17 protein-coding genes are annotated in these 15,318 nt (G+C 68.2%); 8 read left to right on the forward strand and 9 right to left on the reverse strand.

Annotation, left to right across the window (positions count from 1 at the left end; translation table 11 throughout):
- Window positions 1–386: 386 nt before the first annotated feature.
- On the reverse strand, window positions 387–752 hold the full coding sequence (locus ACM6LU_RS36250) for an RNA-binding S4 domain-containing protein (RefSeq protein WP_414942376.1): 366 nt from the start codon (window positions 750–752) through the stop codon (window positions 387–389).
- A 220-nt stretch (window positions 753–972) separates the two neighbouring features.
- On the opposite strand from ACM6LU_RS36250, the gene ACM6LU_RS36255 reads away from it, so the two are divergent.
- Window positions 973–2,538 (forward strand): GMC oxidoreductase, encoded by a 1,566-nt coding sequence (locus tag ACM6LU_RS36255; RefSeq protein WP_414942377.1) that lies wholly within the window; start codon window positions 973–975, stop codon window positions 2,536–2,538.
- Between the two features lie 57 nt (window positions 2,539–2,595).
- Here ACM6LU_RS36255 and ACM6LU_RS36260 read toward each other — a convergent pair whose 3' ends face one another.
- Window positions 2,596–3,075 (reverse strand): carboxymuconolactone decarboxylase family protein, encoded by a 480-nt coding sequence (locus ACM6LU_RS36260; RefSeq protein ID WP_414942378.1) that lies wholly within the window; start codon window positions 3,073–3,075, stop codon window positions 2,596–2,598.
- Window positions 3,072–4,151: a dihydrodipicolinate reductase gene (locus ACM6LU_RS36265; RefSeq protein ID WP_414942379.1), complete on the reverse strand. Its 1,080-nt coding sequence runs from the start codon at window positions 4,149–4,151 to the stop codon at window positions 3,072–3,074. Before ACM6LU_RS36265 ends, ACM6LU_RS36260 begins: the two co-directional genes overlap by 4 nt.
- Before the next feature lie 408 nt (window positions 4,152–4,559).
- Between ACM6LU_RS36265 and ACM6LU_RS36270 the strand changes: the two genes are divergently transcribed.
- On the forward strand, window positions 4,560–5,690 hold the full coding sequence (locus ACM6LU_RS36270) for a Cmx/CmrA family chloramphenicol efflux MFS transporter (protein ID WP_414942380.1): 1,131 nt from the start codon (window positions 4,560–4,562) through the stop codon (window positions 5,688–5,690).
- Here the strand turns inward: ACM6LU_RS36270 and ACM6LU_RS36275 are convergent.
- A complete protein-coding gene (locus tag ACM6LU_RS36275) occupies window positions 5,665–6,258 on the reverse strand; it encodes a GNAT family N-acetyltransferase (RefSeq protein WP_414942381.1) in 594 nt (197 codons plus the stop codon). The genes ACM6LU_RS36270 and ACM6LU_RS36275 overlap by 26 nt on opposite strands.
- Window positions 6,259–6,310: 52 nt before the next feature.
- On the opposite strand from ACM6LU_RS36275, the gene ACM6LU_RS36280 reads away from it, so the two are divergent.
- Both ACM6LU_RS36280 and ACM6LU_RS36285 read left to right on the forward strand, forming a co-directional pair.
- Window positions 6,311–6,907, forward strand: a complete 597-nt coding sequence (locus ACM6LU_RS36280) for a formylglycine-generating enzyme family protein (protein WP_414942428.1) — start codon at window positions 6,311–6,313, stop codon at window positions 6,905–6,907.
- 81 nt (window positions 6,908–6,988) lie between these two features.
- Window positions 6,989–7,252 (forward strand): amphi-Trp domain-containing protein, encoded by a 264-nt coding sequence (locus ACM6LU_RS36285; RefSeq protein WP_414942382.1) that lies wholly within the window; start codon window positions 6,989–6,991, stop codon window positions 7,250–7,252.
- A 128-nt stretch (window positions 7,253–7,380) separates the two neighbouring features.
- Here the strand turns inward: ACM6LU_RS36285 and ACM6LU_RS36290 are convergent, their stop codons facing one another.
- Entirely contained in the window at window positions 7,381–8,106 is a 726-nt protein-coding gene (locus ACM6LU_RS36290) for an SDR family oxidoreductase (RefSeq protein ID WP_414942383.1), read from the reverse strand.
- A gap of 92 nt (window positions 8,107–8,198) precedes the next feature.
- Here ACM6LU_RS36290 and ACM6LU_RS36295 point away from each other — a divergent pair, with 92 nt between their 5' ends.
- Window positions 8,199–8,873, forward strand: a complete 675-nt coding sequence (locus ACM6LU_RS36295) for a TetR/AcrR family transcriptional regulator (RefSeq protein WP_414942384.1) — start codon at window positions 8,199–8,201, stop codon at window positions 8,871–8,873.
- On the opposite strand, the gene ACM6LU_RS36300 is transcribed toward ACM6LU_RS36295, so the two are convergent.
- Together ACM6LU_RS36300 and ACM6LU_RS36305 are read right to left on the reverse strand one after the other, a co-directional pair.
- Window positions 8,870–9,724, reverse strand: coding sequence for a fructosamine kinase family protein (locus ACM6LU_RS36300; protein ID WP_414942385.1), 855 nt, complete (start codon window positions 9,722–9,724; stop codon window positions 8,870–8,872). The two genes, ACM6LU_RS36295 and ACM6LU_RS36300, sit on opposite strands and share 4 nt — an antisense overlap.
- Before the next feature lie 62 nt (window positions 9,725–9,786).
- Window positions 9,787–9,927, reverse strand: a complete 141-nt coding sequence (locus tag ACM6LU_RS36305; RefSeq protein ID WP_414942386.1) for a hypothetical protein — start codon at window positions 9,925–9,927, stop codon at window positions 9,787–9,789.
- Window positions 9,928–9,998: 71 nt separating this feature from the next.
- Between ACM6LU_RS36305 and ACM6LU_RS36310 the strand changes: the two genes are divergently transcribed.
- Both ACM6LU_RS36310 and ACM6LU_RS36315 read left to right on the forward strand, forming a co-directional pair.
- Window positions 9,999–11,210 carry an alpha/beta fold hydrolase gene (locus ACM6LU_RS36310; RefSeq protein WP_414942387.1) on the forward strand — a complete coding sequence of 404 codons (1,212 nt, stop codon included), beginning with the start codon at window positions 9,999–10,001 and terminating at the stop codon, window positions 11,208–11,210.
- A gap of 63 nt (window positions 11,211–11,273) precedes the next feature.
- Window positions 11,274–12,029: a thioesterase II family protein gene (locus ACM6LU_RS36315; protein ID WP_414942388.1), complete on the forward strand. Its 756-nt coding sequence runs from the start codon at window positions 11,274–11,276 to the stop codon at window positions 12,027–12,029.
- Window positions 12,030–12,247: 218 nt separating this feature from the next.
- Here ACM6LU_RS36315 and xylA read toward each other — a convergent pair whose 3' ends face one another.
- Window positions 12,248–13,417 (reverse strand): xylose isomerase, encoded by a 1,170-nt coding sequence (gene xylA, locus ACM6LU_RS36320; RefSeq protein WP_414942389.1) that lies wholly within the window; start codon window positions 13,415–13,417, stop codon window positions 12,248–12,250.
- A 96-nt stretch (window positions 13,418–13,513) separates the two neighbouring features.
- On the opposite strand from xylA, the gene ACM6LU_RS36325 reads away from it, so the two are divergent.
- Window positions 13,514–14,689: an ROK family transcriptional regulator gene (locus ACM6LU_RS36325; RefSeq protein WP_414942390.1), complete on the forward strand. Its 1,176-nt coding sequence runs from the start codon at window positions 13,514–13,516 to the stop codon at window positions 14,687–14,689.
- Here ACM6LU_RS36325 and ACM6LU_RS36330 read toward each other — a convergent pair.
- A complete protein-coding gene (locus ACM6LU_RS36330; RefSeq protein ID WP_414942391.1) occupies window positions 14,646–15,107 on the reverse strand; it encodes a hypothetical protein in 462 nt (153 codons plus the stop codon). The genes ACM6LU_RS36325 and ACM6LU_RS36330 overlap by 44 nt on opposite strands.
- Window positions 15,108–15,318: the final 211 nt, after the last annotated feature.

A 15,318-nucleotide genomic window follows, 5' to 3' on the forward strand; every position in this document is an offset into this window, starting at 1 on the left:
ATGTGAACGGTCCATCACCACTGCCGTCGCGGAAGTGTGCGCCACGGTGCGACCAAGCCGTGGAGGCCTCCTTCCTACCTTGAGAGCAGGGTCCGGGCAGAGTCGCAGAGCTGCCGGCGGCAATCCGGACTTGTCGTCGCTAGTGCCTGCCAGACTCGAGCGGGGAGGATTGGAGACGTTCAACGTCCGAGACCTCCCCGCTCGGGCATGTGCCGGGGTTCCTTGGGGAGGCATGTTCCTCAACCTCTGTTGATCAAGCTCCGCAACCAATGTGACCCCGCGCGGCCTTCACAGTGACCCCACTGTGACATTGGGTCGCTGAGCGTCTCCAATGCCACATCGGGAGCACCCTTCGCCACCTCAGGCGCAGCCAAGACCGAGCCTGCTCAGCCTTCCCCGGTACGGAAGCGGTCGAGCACCCGCCGCTCCCGCTTGGTCGGGCGCCCCGCACCTCGCTCCCGCCGCGCCACGGGTATCGCGGACTCGGGCGGCGGTGCGGGCGTCCTGTCGATGAAGCAGGTCGCGGCATCGACGGCGCCGACGCGTTTCTGGATCACCCGCGTCACTTCCAAGATTCGCGTGGTGTCGTTGACCCTGGCACGCACCTCGTCGCCCGCCACGACCGTGGTCGCGGGTTTGGCGGGTTTGCCGTTCACGCGGACATGGCCGCCACGACATGCCGCGGCGGCGTCCGGGCGTGTTTTGGTCAGCCGGACGGCCCACAGCCAGCGATCAACTCGAGTGGACTCCACAGCCGTACATAGTGGCCCATCCACGCTCGCGATGCCCACCCACCTGGCCCGTGCTTGAAGAAAAGAAAGCCGGCGATTATTGCCACCCGTCGAGGTACTGGGTATAACTTGTTCTAAATCCCTCAACGGTGAGGATGATCACATGAGCGACGAAATCAAGTGGCGAAGCACATCGGGACGATTATCCCGCCGCGTTTTCATCGCAGGAACTGGTTCTATCTTGGGCGCCGCGGCGCTTGGCGGGACCGCTTCCGCCTCAGCCGGGAACAAGCCGTCCGCGAGCAACTCGATCGCCGACGCCGCACGAGTCCCGGCGCTCGTCATCGGTTCCGGCTACGGTGGCTGTGTCGCCGCGCTCCGGCTCGCCGAAGCGGGTGTCGACGTGCACCTCGTCGAACTCGGCATGGCGTGGGACACCCCTGGCACGGACGGCAAGATCTTCGCCAACACCACCACCCCCGACTACCGGTCCTTCTGGCTGCGGACCAGGACCAAACAGCCGCTGAGCAACTTCCTCGGGTTCCCGATCGACAAGGACGTCCCGCGCCACACCGGGATCCTCGACGCCGAGGACTTCGGCGGCATCACCGTCTACCAGGGGCGCGGCGTCGGCGGCGGCTCGCTGGTCAACGGCGGGATGGCCGTCACGCCCAAACGCGAGAACTTCGGCGCGGTTCTGCCCACGGTCGACGCCGACGAGATGTACGGCGTCTACTACCCGCGCGCCAACGCTGGTCTCGGTGTCGCCACCATCGACCCGAACTGGTTCGAGACGGCCGAGTGCTACCAGTACGCGCGAGTCGGCCGGAAACACGCGCGGCGGTCCGGTTTCCCGTTCCTGTTCGTCCCGGACGTGTACGACTGGGACTACATGAAGAAGGAGCAGGCGGGCACGGTTCCGAAGTCCGCACTGGCCGGGGAGATCCTCTACGGCAACAACGCGGGCAAGAAGTCGTTGCAGCAGACCTATCTTCCGCGGATCAAGGCGACGGGACGCGTGACCATCTCACCCCTGCACCGCGTCACCACGGTCACCCCCGCGTCCGGCGGCGGCTACACCGTGATCCTGGAACAGCTCAACACCAGCGGCACGGTCACCGCGACCAAATCCGTGACCGCGGACAAGGTGTTCTTCGCCGCGGGCAGTGTCGGCACGAGCAAACTACTGGTCAAGCTCAAGGCGACCGGCGCGCTGCCCAACCTGGGCAACGAGGTCGGAAAGAGCTGGGGCGACAACGGGAACGTCATGTGCGGCCGGGCCAACCACATATGGGACGCCACCGGCGCGCTGCAGTCGTCCATCCCCACCGCCGGCATCGACAACTGGGCGGCGGGCGGCGCGTTCGCCGAGGTCGCGCCGCTGCCGACCGGTATCGAGACCTTCGCCTCGTTCTACCTGTCCATCACCAAGAACCCCAACCGGGCGACGTTCTCGTGGAACGCGAGCGCGAACAAGGTCGACCTCGACTGGCAGACCGCCTGGAAACAGCCGTCGATCAACATGGCGAAGACGATCTTCGACAAGATCAACTCCAAAGAAGGGACGATCTACCGGACCGACCTCTTCGGCATCTACAAGATTTGGGGCGATCATCTCACCTACCACCCGCTCGGCGGCGCGGTGCTCGGAAAGGCGACCGACAATTACGGCAGGCTACACGGTCACCCAGGGCTTTACGTGATCGACGGCTCACTGATTCCGGGTAATACTTCGGTGAACCCGTTCGTCACCATTACCGCGCTGGCGGAAAGAAACATCGAAAAGATCGTCGCCACTGATCTGTGAAGACAATCTTTTAAGGGCCGGGGCGGTCGCCCCGGCTCATTCTTCAGACGAGCACTTTTATATGGTCGGCAGGACGCAGACGGTGTCGATTCCCAAAACGTGGTTCAGCCGCCCGAAAGCGAGCCAGGAACCAATGCTCATGCTCAGTTCCACGATTTCCTTCTGGCTGTAGTGCTCGCCCATCCGCTTCCAGAATTCCTCGTCGATGCCGTGGTGGTCGAGCGCGTAGCGTTCGGCGTACTCGGCGGCCAGCCGGGTCCGCTCGTCGAACGCGTCGGTGGTGCGCCACTCGGTGACGGCGTCGGCGAACTCCTCCTCGACCTTCACGCCGTCGCGATCGGTCCGCCAGTCCAGGCAGAAGACGCAGCCGTTGATCTGCGCGATCCGCAACCTCGCCGCCTCGAACTCGCGGAGCCCGAGCGTCGTGTGCGAGTAGACCGCGAGCGAGAGTTTCGACGCCGCGACGCCGATGCCGGGCACCATCTCACCCCAGACGTAGCCGATCGGGTCCTTGCCCTCCGGGATGTCGATGTTCATCGCGCGCTCCTTCCGAGCTTGCCGGTGGCCGGTCGCAACGGGACGTCGAGTGCGTCGTAGAGACCGGGTTTGAAGTCCACGAGCCAGTCGATGGCACCGACCAGCCTGCCCACCGCGGTCGCGTTGCCGCCGGCGGACCGGTTCTCGCCCTCGTCGGTGGCCTCGATCGAGACCTCGATCCTGGGGCGGCCTTCGATGATCACCCGGTGCGCGCCGTCACCGCTGGGCGGCGTCGGCCAGTCCGGAGCGCACGAGGCGTGGATGCGGGTGACGTGCTCGATGACGATGCGAGGCTCGCCGTCCACGATCCCCTGCACTTCGAACCGGACCGCGCCCTGCGTGCCGGCTTCGAACTCGCCCATCGCCCGGGTGGTCACGGTTTCTTCCAGCGGACGGCGGTCGAGCGTCTCGCGGATCTCGTCGAGGTCGACGCCGAGGCCGCGGGCGATCAGCCGCACCTGCCCGCCCCACACCATCGTGGGGACCGACGGGGCCAGCATCGGCGGCTGATAGTTCATCGGCTGCCCCATGCCGACCAGGTAGCGGACGGAATCCGGCTGGTCGTAAGTGGAGTAGTCGAAGATCTCCTGGCAGCGCACCGCGTCCACGGTGGTGCCGAGCCCGCTGATCAGCAACGGCAGGATGTCGTTGCCCCAGCCGGGATCGACGCCGGAGACGAACAGGGAACCACCGCCATCGGCGATCGCGGCGAGTACGGGCTCTCGCAGTTCTTCGGGCGCGTTGCGCTGGTCGTACAGCGCGTAGAGCGCGGGTGTCACGACCACCGCCCCGGCCCGGATCGCGCGGATGATGTCGGCCAGCGCTTCAGCGGGCCGGATGTCGCCGGACGCCGCGTACACCACCGCCCGCGGCCCCGCGGCCAAAACCGCTTCGACGTCATCTGTCGCCGCCACACCCAGTCCACCGTCGACACCGGCGAGCGCGGCCGCGTCGCGGCCGATCTTCGCGGGGTCGTGCACGAGCACACCGGTCAGTTCCAGCGCCGGATGCGCGTCGACGGCCCGGATGGAGGCGCGGCCGATGTTGCCTGTACCCCAGACAACCGTGGGAATCATGGAGTCGAGGTTAACCGAATCCCCGATCGGTTCCCAGCACCGAAACAATTACGAAAACCGCAGGTCAGAGTGCATTACTCGGCTTCATTCGAGGCGGCAACGAAAGCGTTCCGGTACGCGGAACGGACACCGTTCCCTTCGCTGAGCGGCAATACCGGTTCGGCCGTTTGCGAGCCTGGTGTGTATTGTTCCCGTTCGTGACGAGCCCCGAGTCGGACAGAACCCCGCCGCCGGTCATCCGGCGGCGAGCCGTCGTGACCGGCCGTTAGGCCGTTTCCTTACAGGACACGGCCTAACGGCGGCTCTCTCGCTTTCCGGTGACCGGAGCGCTGTTCCGTGCGCCCGGCCGGGCTTCGCCCTGTCCAGCGCACGGCTTCTCCTGTTCACCTTCTGCTTGGGAGTCGTCAGTTGCCCCTGTTCGTCTATGTCCTCGGCCTTGCCGTCTTCGCGCAAGGCACCTCCGAATTCATGGCCTCCGGTCTCGTGCCCGGGATCGCCGGCGACCTGTCGGTCCCCGTCGGCGCCGCCGCCACGCTGACGTCCGCGTACGCCGTCGGGATGATCGTCGGCGCTCCTGCCATGGCCGTGCTCAGTGCGCGCTGGCCTCGCCGCCGGGCGCTGGCCGGGTTCCTGACCGCCTTCGTCGTGGTGCACGTCATCGGCGCGCTGACGACGAGTTTCCCGGTGCTGTTCGGCACCCGGATCGTCGCGGCCGTCGTCAACGCCGGATTCCTCGCCGTCGCCATGCCCGTCGCGGCCGCATTAACACCACCGGGAAAGCAGGCGCGGGCGACCGCGGTCCTGCTGGCGGGTATCACGCTGTCGTGTGTCGCCGGCGTGCCAGCCGGAGCCGTGCTGGGTGATCTCGCGGGCTGGCGCTCGGCGTTCTGGGCGGTCGCCGCCTCGTGCCTGCCCGCGCTGGTGCTGGTGTTCCGTTCGGCGCCCGCCGACGCGGCCGGCCCGCGCGAAATCTCGATCAAGCGCGAAGCGAGCGAGCTTGAAACACGTCCAGTGCGGCAGGCGATGATCCTCGCGGCCTTGGTCAACGGCGCGACCTTCGCGACGTTCGCGTTTCTCGCGGTCATCGCGACGGACGTCGCCGGTCTCCCCGCCGCGGCGGTTTCCGGATTGCTGGCGGCCTTCGGCGTCGGCGCGTTCATCGGGGTCACCGTGGCGGGCCGCACGGGCGACGGCGGACTTCGGCGCGGTCTGATCCTGGCGTTGTGCGCGTTGCCTGTCGGCTGGACGGTGCTGGCGGCGACCAGCTCGCACCCGGTCGCCCTGTTCCTCGTGACCACTGTCCAAGGTGGACTGTCGTTCGGCTGCGGTTCGGCACTCGTGGCCAGGGTCATGCACGTGGCACCCGGCGCCCCGGCGCTGAGTGGTTCGTTCGCGACCGTCGCGCTCAACCTCGGCGCGTTCCTGGGTCCGGTGCTCGCCGGCTCGGTCACGGAGTCGACCGGCGACTACCGGTACGCCATCTGGATCAGTGCGGCACTCGCCGTCGTCGCGCTCACGCGGGTGCCGAGTCGCTCCTGAGCCGCGCGTGCAGGTGGACGTCGTGCCAGCCGTCCGCGTGCAACATCGAAGAACGCAGGGTGCCTTCGAGACCGAAGGCTGTCTTGTCCGCGACACGGCAGGAGGCGGCGTTCGCGATGGAATGCAGGAGGAACAACCGGTTCAACCGGATGGTTTCGAACGCCCACCGCGTCAACGCCGCCACCGCGCCGCCCGCGATCCCGGTGCCCCGCGCGGAAGGGAGAACCCAGTAGGACAACTGCGCTGAGGCCTCGAAAAGCGAGATGGTGCGGAGGCCGACCTGCCCGACCGCCCGGTCTTCACGGGCGTCGACCACCGCCCAGCTCGCGTCCGTCTCGTCAGCCCAGCGCTGCTCCCAGCCCGCGATCCAGGCGCGTGCCTCGTCCTCCCCGTCGATACGGCGGATGTGCCAGCGCTGGATCGCGGGACAGGCGAACGCGGCTTCGACGCCCTCCACGTCGTCAGCGGACCAGGGGCGCAACACCAGCCTGTCGTCGACGATCAGGCACGGCTGCTTGACGGCCCGGAAAGTACCGGCGGGCAGGGCTGGTCCGATGAGCAGGGGCACCGGCCCATCATGGCGCATCGAGGCCGCCGACCTGGGTAACATCGGCCGGACCATGGAGATGATCACCGTCCCGGCGGGCGAAGTAACGCTTTCGGACCGGCGGACGCAACGAAACTGGACCGTCGACGTCGAGTCCTTCCTGCTCGCGCCGGTCCCGGCCACCCGCGAGGGCGATAGGCTTCCCGTCGTCGACGTCTCGTGGCTGGACGCCCTCCAGTTCTGCAACACGCTGTCCGAACGCGAAGGGCTGACCCCGGCGTACGGACTGGACTCGTTGTCGTGGGACCGGTCCGCGAACGGCTACCGCCTGCCGTCCGAGGCTGAATGGGAGCACGCCTGCCGCGCGGGCACGACCGGCCCCCGCTACGGACCGCTCGACGAGATCGCCTGGTACCGGGAAAACTCGGCGGAGTCTGTGCACGACGTCGGCGGGAAGACGCCCAACGCGTGGGGCCTGCACGACATGCTCGGCAACGTCTGGGAATGGTGCTGGGACGTCTACGACGCTGAGGTGTACGGCGAGTACCGGGTCCTGCGGGGCGGCGGATGGTTCGACGAACACTGGAGCTGCCGGGCTTCGGTGCGGCGCCGGAGCCACCCGACCTTCCGCGTCGACGACGTCGGCTTCCGCCTCGCCCGGACACTGTGACCCCGCCTACAGCGCACGACGGTCACACGATTGAATGACGCCACGAACACCCGGCCAGGGTGTCGGACCCTGGAGGACACCGTGACCGGACCCGCTCCCCGAGACGTCGAACGCGTCTATTCCACCGCCGACGTCGTCGCGAAACTACGCCGTCTCGCCGACGCTCTCGAGACTGAGACCTCGTTCCGCATCCAGATCGCCGGGGAACGTTTCCGTGTCCCTGCCCGCGCGCAGTTCTCGATCGAGCACGAGCGGGGTGACGGCGAGGAAGAGGTCGAGTTCCAGCTGAAGTGGAAGATCGAGGAAGCGGACTCCGACGACGATTCCGAGGGCACCGTCGTCTGACCTTCTGTCCACAAAGGACACGCTGGGCGGGCTCGTATTTCCGTGGCGAGCCCGCCTGATTGGCGGGTAGCCCGTCCACGGATGCTCGCCCGTGCTTCACCGGACACCACGACACCCGCGACGATGACTCAGACGATGCCACCGTTGGCGCGCAGGACCTGGCCGTTGACCCAGCGGGCCGGACCGGCGAGGAACGAGACGACCTCGGCGATGTCGGCCGGGGTGCCGAGGCGTTCGAGGGGCGGCTGCGCGGCCATGCTCGCGATGGTTTCCTCGTCCTTGCCGTCGAGGAACAGCGCCGTGGCGGTCGGGCCGGGGGCGACCGCGTTCACAGTGATGTCGCGGCCACGCAGTTCACGGGCGAGGACCAGGGTGATCGCCTCGACCGCCCCCTTGGTGGCGGCATACGCGGCGTAGCCAGGTAGAGCCAGCCCGAGCACCGAGGTGGAGAAGTTGATGATCGCGCCGCCGTCGCGGACGCGGCGGGCGGCCTGCTGGTCGACCACGAAGGTGCCGCGGATGTTGGTGCGGTGCAGCCGGTCCAGCCGGTCGAGGTCCAGTTCGGCCACCGGCGCGAGATACATCGTCCCGGCGGCGTGGACCACCACGTCGATCCCGCCGAAGGTCTTCTCCGCGGTGTCGAAGAGGGCCGCGACGGCGTGCTCGTCGGCGACATCGGCCTGGACGGCGATCGCCAGGCCGCCGTCGGTGGCGATCGCGTCGACCGCGGCCTGCGCCTCGTCCTTGTTGCCGCCGTAAACGACGACGACCGCGAATCCGTCGGACGCCAGCCGCTCGGCACTCTGCCTGCCGATGCCGCGTGACCCGCCGGTGACGATCGCTACGCGTGTCATGTAAGGCTCCCATCAGATGTTTCCGTCGATAACACGATCAACGTATCATCGATACTGAATCAGCGCTACCGCAATTGTGTTACCGTTGATACATGACGTTGACGACGAAAGACCGGTTGGTCCGCGCGGCGGCGGAGTTACTGGTGGACGGCGGACGCGACGCGTTGTCGACGCGTGCGGTCAGCGCCGCCGCTGGTGTGCAGGCGCCGACGCTCTACCGGACCTTCGGCGACAAGGAGGGCCTCCTCGACGCGGTCGCCGCCCACGGCTTCCAGAGCTACTTGTCGGGAAAACACTCCCTCGGCGAATCCGACGACCCGGTCGGCGATCTCCGGCGCGGCTGGGATCTGCACGTCGAGTTCGGCCTGTCCCGGCCTGCCTTCTACATGCTCATGTACGGCGAACCTCGCGTCCGCGAAGCACGTAAGGAGGCCGACGCGATGCTCCGCCGGATCGTCGAACGCATCGCCGAGGCCGGTCGTCTGCGCGTACCGGTCGAACGAGCCGCGCAATTGGTGCACGCGACCGGAATGGGGGTGATCCTGTCCCTCATCGCGAGCCCGCCCGAGCAGCGTGACGCTGACCTGATCATCGCCGCACGCGAACACGTCATCCAGACGATCACCACCGACAGTGCCGACGACGCTTCGGACATCCCCAGCCGCGCCATCGCGCTCAAGGCCGCGCTGGCGAAGGAACCCGGGAACGAGCTGACCCAGGCCGAGCACGCACTGCTCGCGGAATGGCTCGACCGGGTATCGCGTTAGCCGACCGCTCGCGCGGCCGCGACCGCCTGCCCGGCATAAGACCGTCCGAAAAGGACAGTGTGGACGAGAAGCGGGAACAGCTGGTGTACCCCGATGCGCTCGGTCCAGCCGTCGGCGAGCGGTGAGACCTCCTGGTAGGCCGCCAGTACCCGGTCGAGCAGCGGGCAGCCGAACAACTGCAGCATCGCCAGATCGGTCTCGCGATGACCGCCATGCGCGGCCGGGTCGATGAGTGAGGCCTCGACGGCACCCCACAGGACGTTGCCGTTCCACAGATCGCCGTGCAGGCGGGCCGGTGGCTCGGCCGGCCCTGCCGCTTCCGGAAGCCGCGCGCAGGCTCGCTCGATGACCGCGGCTTCGTCACCGGCCAAAGTGCCTTCGTCGACAGCGCCGCGCAAATAGGGCAGGACCCGGTGTTCGGCGTACCACCGCGGCCAGTCCTCCCCCGCCACGTTCCGCATCGGGGCCAGGCCGATCCACGCGTCGCCGGGTCCGCCGGGCGGCGCCGCGCCGAACGTGGGCGCTCCAGCCTCGTGCAACGCCGCCATTCCCCGCCCCAGCCGCTCCGCCGCGTGATGCGTCGGGCGCCCGCCACCCACCAATTCGGTGACCAGCCACTCGTCGTCGTTTCCGCGGATTTCGGGCACCCGCACGGCGCCGGCTTCCCCCAGCCACCGCAGTCCAGCCGCCTCCGCGGTCGTCGCGTTCCGCGCGTGACCCCGTTTGACGATCACGGTGTCGCCGCTGTCCAGCACCACTTCGGCCACCGCGCCCTTGAGGTCCCGCTGTTCGACGACGGCTCGTCCGGTGATCCTCGCGGCCGCCTCGGCAGGCGTCGAAACCTGGGTCATGCCCGCAACCTACCTCCACCGATCGGAGGAACGCTCAATGTGTGGAGTGCTCCGAGAGTTCGTCATACCGCCATCGCCGTGATGCTCGGCACGGCGTTGGTCGGCTGCACGCAGCCGTCGAACATCGGCCAGGCCAAGAGCGCCGGCGCCACGACGTCCGCCAGCGAGCCGACGACGACACCCAAGCCGTATCTGACCACCACGCCCACACTGGAGGTCACCGGGGAGGCGGTCGAGCCCAGCCGCGGAGGGCGTCGTCGGGCTGACGGTCACCGTGGACTCGGTCAAAGCATCCGACGCCGACATCGACGGCCTGCCGCTCAAGGACGGGGACAAGGCCAAACTGCATGGCAGAATTTTCTTCTTCGTCCGCGCGAAGCTGTCGAACGTCGACGGCACCGACCTGTCCGAGGTGTACGCGCCGAACCTCAGCGCCAGGACCAAGAGCGGCGGCTCGGCCTTGCACCCCGCTTTGGCCGAACGGCACGCGGTCTACGCGATCGACACCCTCGGCGAGGCGGGCGGAAGCGTGCAAACGGCGCCGTTCGAGGACATCCGCGACCGTGCGGCCGCTCTCGATGACGTCTTCGAGACCTTGGGGCTGACCGCGGTGCACCTCGTTGGCGGTTCGACCGGCGGCTGGCACGCGGTCAACCAGGCGATCCACGCACCCGGCAGGCTCGCGTCCATCGGGTTGCTGGACGCGCGCATCGTTTCGGCGCTGTTCGCCCGGAAGGTGTTCTGTACGGCGCGCCCGCTGCCGTGCTCGACAGCGAACGCCTGTGGTCGCTTCCTCACGTGGTCCGCCGGGAGGACATCTTCGACCAGCCCGCCGCCACGGCTGGTGCTCGCCCTGTTCGGCGGGCGTAGCGTCGTGCACGATCCGGTCGCTGCCGCTGCCCGCTTCGAGAGCCTGCTTCCCCATGTCGACGTCGAGATCCTGCCCGACGCCGGCCACTACCTCTATCTCCGGCCGGAGGATCGCGACCTGATCGTCGACCGCCTCCTCGAGTGGCTCGCTTGGGCAGCCCGCGCACCGGAGCCCCGGCGCGCGGCGACCAGACTGGCCCGGCACGCCGCGATCAGCCGGGCTGAGGCGGCGCTTTCACCGTGGCCACACAGCGGGCAGGACATCGTGACGGCGCCAAACAGCTCGTCGACGGAAACGGTCAACGCGGTCGTGCACGAACGGCACCAGCGGTGCCGGGTGATCGGGTTGACGTGCAGCGGGGAGGCGACACACTGGTGGATCCAGCGTCCGTGCACGTGGCAGGTCAGGCGGTCGACATCTTCCGCGTCGTCCTCCATCGCCGGCAGGACCGGCAGGGTGCGGCTCACCGGGTTCAGCCGCGTGGTCGAGGCCAGTGTCGTGGTGTTCATCGCTTTCTCCTTCCGGCTTTTATCGGGACGTCGATGGGCGAACGCCGGATACGACAGCCGGGCAGCCTTTTTCGAAGATCTTTCGCGGTCTCCCCCTACCGGGTGATTTGATCTTGGTCGAAGCCAAAGCGCTACCCCATTCGGGTTGACGACGCGTACCTTTCGGATCATGGCACCCGCACTCGTTCCACTGTCCACATCGGACGATCGCGGGCCCGGCTACCTGCTGCTTCCGCCTGCTGGAGGCACACCCCGCGCCTTCGGCCCGCTCGCCGCCGCGAGCGACACCGACGTTTGGGGCGTCGAATATCCCGGGCACGGGGAACGGCTCGCGGAGACCCCGGCGGCGTCCGTCGAAGAACTGGCCGCGCGGCTGACCGACGAGATGACGTCGGAGTGGTTCTCCCGCACCGTGGTAATCGGCTTCGGGATGGGAGCCTTCGTCGCCTTGGAGACGGCCCAACGGCTGGGCGCCGTCCCGGGCGCGTTGATCGTCGTGGACGCGTGCGCCCCACAGCGGCGCTCGCCGGACAAAAACGCCAAGGCCGGGGCTTCGGCCATGGGCCGGGTGTTCGGCCGCACCGGGCTCACCCCGGTCGCGGGCTACCGCGACTCACCCGAAAGCTGGGAGTACGCCCTGGACCTGCTGCTCGGCGACCTCCAGCTGCTGAACGCCTACCGTGGGCCCGCCAGGACCCGGCTCTCGTGCCCGATCGCGGCGATGCGCGGCACCGATGATCCCGCGTTCGCCACGGGCGACGACGCCACCGGTGGCTGGCGGGTGTGGACGTCCGGCCCGTTCGTGGGGCGCGTCGTCCCCGGCGGTCATCTCGGCGTTCTCGACTCCGGCAGGGAGGCGGAGTTCTGGGCCCGCATCCGCCGTCTGGAGGCAGCGTTCCTCGGGGTCGAACCGGAAGTCGCCTAGGCGTGTTTCTCAAAACCGCAGGCAGCGAAGGAGCCGACATGACTTCAACAAGCTGTTCCGGAAGGTCGCGTCGCCGAAGTAAACCTTCGACGGCCCGAACACCGACGGCAAGGCCCACTGGTCGAAGTTCGCCGGCAAGTACGAGCACGCGTCCTTAACGGAATCGGTCACAACGTGCCGCAGGAGTTCGCCAAGGCCGTCATCGACGTCGACAGGTTCTAGCGGGCCCCGGTGAGGTGTTCGAGCGCCAGCTGGGACAGGCGGACGAACCCGTACCCGCGTTCCGCCGCTTTGTCCGGGTCGAAGTCCTCGAACGTCGAACGGTCGGCCAGCAGGTCCGCGGCCGTCTCGCCTCCGTTGAGCGTCGGCGTCGCCAGTTCCGGGACGAGGGCGGCCTCGAGGGCGGCCCGCACCTCGGGATCGGCACGGAAGGCACGGGCGCGTTCGGCGAACAGCAGGTAACTGGCCATATTGGCCTCGGCACTGGCCCAGACTCCGTCCATGTTCTCCGTGCGCAGCGGCTTGTAGTCGAAGTGGCGCGGCCCGTCGTAGCCGCCGTGCTCGAGCAGGTCGACCAGGAAGAACGACGACAGCGCGTCGCCGTGACCGAACACGAGGTCCTGGTCGAAGCGCGGGCCGCGCTGACCGTTGAGGTCGATGTGGAACAGCTTGCCCTGCCACAGCGCCTGCCCGATGCCGTGGACGATGTTGAGCCCGGCCATCTGCTCGTGCCCCACCTCGGGGTTCACGCCGACGATCTCGTGGTTCCGCAGCGTGGAGATGAACGCGAGAGCGTGCCCGACGGTCGGGAGCAGGATGTCACCGCGCGGTTCGTTCGGCTTCGGTTCGAGGGCGAGCCGGAGGCCGTAGCCCTGGTCGATGACGTACTGGGCGAGGAAGTCGATGCCCTCACGGTAGCGATCCATCGCCGCGCGGACGTCCTTCGCGGCGTCGGTCTCGCTGCCTTCGCGGCCGCCCCAGAGCACGAAGGTCGCCGCGCCCAGTTCGGCGGCGAGGTCGAGATTTCGCAGCACCTTTCGCAGGGCGTAGCGGCGGACGTCGCGATCGTTGCTGGTCAGGCCACCGTCCTTGAAGACGGGATGACTGAACAGGTTCGTGGTCACCATCGGGACGACGAGGCCGGTTTCGGCGAGCGCGGCCTGGAACCGCCGCAGATGCCGCGCGCGTTCGGCGTCGGCCGAACCGAACGGGACGAGGTCGTCGTCGTGGAAGGTGACGCCCCAGGCGCCGAGATCCGAGAGGCGGTGCACGGCCTCGACCGGGTCGAGCGGGCCCCGGCTGGCCGGACCGAACATGTCGTTCCCCTGCCAGCCAACGGTCCACAGCCCGAAGCTGAACTTGTCCTCACGCCTCGGTGACTGAGTCATCACGCCTCCACCAATTAGTTTGATGCCTGAACTTATCGACGCGCACCCGCGCGGGTCAAGGCTTTCGTTCAGGCATCGAACGAATACACTCGCGCGATGATCGGCACGCGTCCGGCGGGACAGCACACAGTGCGGCAGCACAACGCCGCTCTCGTCCTCGGCGCGATCGCGGACGGCCCGGGAACTTCGCGGGCGGGACTCTCCGCGGACACCGGACTCACGAAGGCCACCGTGTCGAGCGTGGTCGACCGGTTGATCGCGGCGGATCTCGTGGCCGAAGGCGCGCCGGAGCGGCGCGTCGGACCGGGACGGCGCGGCACCGTCGTGTCGCTCTCCCCCACCGGGCCACACGGACTCGGCATCGAGATCGGCGTCGACTACCTGGCGTCCTGCCTCGTCGACCTGAACGGTGCCGTCCGGTTCGAGGAGGTCCGGTACGCGGACAACCGGACTCCGCGCGTCTTCCAGCGCGTGTCGGCGTTCCTGCGCAAGGCGCGGAAGCAGGCGGAAACACTCGGCGTGCCCGTCGGCGGTGTCGGTATCGCGGTTCCGGGTCTGGTCGAATCCGGCCTCGTGCGGCTCGCCCCCAACCTGGGCTGGCGCGACGTCGATCTCGCGGATCGGCTCGGCGAGACCTTCGCCGTCGCCAACGAAGCCAACTTCGCCGCGCTCGCCGAACTCTGGCACGGCACCGCGTTACCCGATTTCGTCCACGTCTCCGGCGAGATCGGGATCGGCGCGGGAATCGTGCTGGACCGCGCCTTGTTCGAGGGCGTGCGTGGCGCGGGCGGCGAGATCGGCCATCTGCCGGTGGCGCCCGACGGCCCGCCGTGTTCCTGTGGCGCGAACGGCTGCCTGGAAAGAATGGCCGGACAGGAAGAGATTCTGCGACTGGCGGACGCGAAGACGGTGGACGACCTGATCTCCGCGCTGGAATCGGGAAACGCCACAGCGCTCGCCGCCGTCACCACCGCCGCGGGCCATCTCGGCATCGGACTGTCCACTGTGGTCAATCTTATGGACGTCCCCGCCGTGGTGCTGGGCGGAACCTACGCGCGCCTCGAACCGTGGCTTCGTGAGCCACTCCTCGCCGAACTGGAACGCCGCGTACCCAGCACGGCGTGGTCGCCGGTGCGCGTCGTCCCTTCGGCGCTCGGCACGGGGGCCGCCGTCCGCGGCGCGGCCTGCTCGGTGATCCGCGGCATCCTCGCGGATCCCGAGCACCATCTCACGACTCACTGGCCATCCGATCAGGACGCTCGGGGTCGGTGACCCCGGGCAGCGACGGCTCGATGGCCTGCGCGCGCTCCTCGATGTCCGCACGCTGGACACGCCGGGCGTAGGCGATCAGTTCATCGCGATCCGCGTGCGGGAGCCAGCCCTGCTCGCAGCCGGTCTCCAGCCGCACGAGATACCGCACCAGCTCGACCGACTCGGCGCCGAAGTCCCGCATGCGCCGCGTCAGCAGTTCCGCCGCGCCGAGGTAGCCGTTGTTCCAAGCGTGGACGGCCAGTAGCTGCGCCGTGGCGGCGAGGATGTCACCGAGGTGGAACCCGCCCTCCGCGGCGAGATGCCCGGCGAGCCGGAAACTCCGCCTGCCCTCGCCGACCGGCCCCTCCTCGCGAATCGCTTCGAGCAGTGCCCCTACCTGCCGCGTCAGATAATCCTGCCCCGCGCTCTCCACCGTCACCGCTGTCCTCCGCCCCGTCGCCGTGATCGTAGGGAGGTGTCAATGGGGAGTAGGTCAGATACATCGAATGCCGATCCGTTATCACCCGAATGGGCTTGCCGGTGTTGCCTGACAGTCAGCAAGGCGCCGCCGCCTCCGCCATCGAACCAGGCTGTATTCGGCGCTGAGGCGAACGACGTTACAGAAGCTCGGGTCGTGTCCCCAATGCGTC

This window comes from Amycolatopsis sp. cmx-11-51 (assembly GCF_047608665.1).
In the GTDB taxonomy this organism is placed as follows: domain Bacteria; phylum Actinomycetota; class Actinomycetes; order Mycobacteriales; family Pseudonocardiaceae; genus Amycolatopsis.

Coding starts and splice junctions, on each gene's coding strand:
- ACM6LU_RS36260 (WP_414942378.1), bottom strand. CDS start 3,075: ATGAACATCGACATCCCGGAGGGCAAGGACCCGATCGGCTACGTCTGG.
- ACM6LU_RS36265 (WP_414942379.1), bottom strand. CDS start 4,151: ATGATTCCCACGGTTGTCTGGGGTACAGGCAACATCGGCCGCGCCTCC.
- ACM6LU_RS36280 (WP_414942428.1), top strand. CDS start 6,311: ATGGAGATGATCACCGTCCCGGCGGGCGAAGTAACGCTTTCGGACCGG.
- ACM6LU_RS36290 (WP_414942383.1), bottom strand. CDS start 8,106: ATGACACGCGTAGCGATCGTCACCGGCGGGTCACGCGGCATCGGCAGG.
- ACM6LU_RS36295 (WP_414942384.1), top strand. CDS start 8,199: ATGACGTTGACGACGAAAGACCGGTTGGTCCGCGCGGCGGCGGAGTTA.
- ACM6LU_RS36300 (WP_414942385.1), bottom strand. CDS start 9,724: ATGACCCAGGTTTCGACGCCTGCCGAGGCGGCCGCGAGGATCACCGGA.
- ACM6LU_RS36315 (WP_414942388.1), top strand. CDS start 11,274: ATGGCACCCGCACTCGTTCCACTGTCCACATCGGACGATCGCGGGCCC.
- xylA (WP_414942389.1), bottom strand. CDS start 13,417: ATGACTCAGTCACCGAGGCGTGAGGACAAGTTCAGCTTCGGGCTGTGG.
- ACM6LU_RS36325 (WP_414942390.1), top strand. CDS start 13,514: ATGATCGGCACGCGTCCGGCGGGACAGCACACAGTGCGGCAGCACAAC.